Source organism: Pseudomonas brassicae (genome assembly GCF_010671725.1).
Lineage (GTDB): Bacteria > Pseudomonadota > Gammaproteobacteria > Pseudomonadales > Pseudomonadaceae > Aquipseudomonas > Aquipseudomonas brassicae.
This window is the reverse complement of record NZ_JAAHBU010000407.1, coordinates 1-853: the sequence shown is the minus strand read 5'-3', so window position 1 is coordinate 853 and position 853 is coordinate 1. Positions and strand designations below refer to the sequence as shown.

General features: G+C 67.1%; 1 pseudogene. It reads right to left on the bottom strand.

The features are described from left to right. Positions 1 to 53: 53 nt before the first annotated feature. A pseudogene (locus G3436_RS22995) lies at positions 54 to 853 on the bottom strand (putative bifunctional diguanylate cyclase/phosphodiesterase); the annotation flags it as partial.

Here is an 853-nt window from a genome sequence, read left to right as displayed (position 1 = left end):
CCACAGGGATCGCCGCTGTCCCTGTGGGAGCTGGCTTGCCAGCGAAGGGGCCCTCAGTGCCAGCGCAGTTGCTGCGCCGGTACCGGCCGACCGTACCAGTAGCCCTGGCCCATGTCGCACTGGTGCTCCAGCAGGAAACGCGCCTGTTCGGCTTCCTCGATGCCCTCGGCCTGGATCTGCATGCCCATGCTGCGCGCCAGCGCAATGATCACCCGCACGATCGCGACGTCATCGTCGTCATCCGGCAACCCGGCCACGAAGCCCTGATCGATCTTGAGCTTCTGCACCGGCAGGCGCTTGAGCCGCAACAACGACGAGTAGCCGGTGCCAAAGTCATCGATCGCCAGCTGCAAGCCAAGCTCGCGCAGGCGGTGCAACTGCTCCAGCGCCACCTCAGGGTCTTCCATCACCGCGCTTTCCGTGACCTCGACCTCCAGCCGCGCCGGGTCCAGCCCGGTTTCGTGCAGCACCTGGGCCACCATCTGGTACAGGTTGCGGTGGGCAAACAGGCGGCTCGACACGTTCACCGCGACAAACGCCAGCAGCTTGCCCTCGGCCTGCCATTGCACCATCTGCCGGCAGGCCTGGCGCATCACCCAGGTGTCGATGTCGGCAATCAGCCCGGTGCGCTCGGCAATCGGGATGAACTCGCCCGGCGGCACCAGCCCGCGCTCCGGGTGCTGCCAGCGCACCAGCGCCTCGACCCCGATCATGGCGCCACTGAACAGGTCGTGGACCGCTGGTAGTACACCCGCAGCTCTTCCTGCTCCAGCGCCCGCCGCAGCTCGCTGGCGGTTTCCACCCGCTGCTGGGCGTGCGCGGTCAGCTCTTCGGTATACAGCGCATAGCAGGA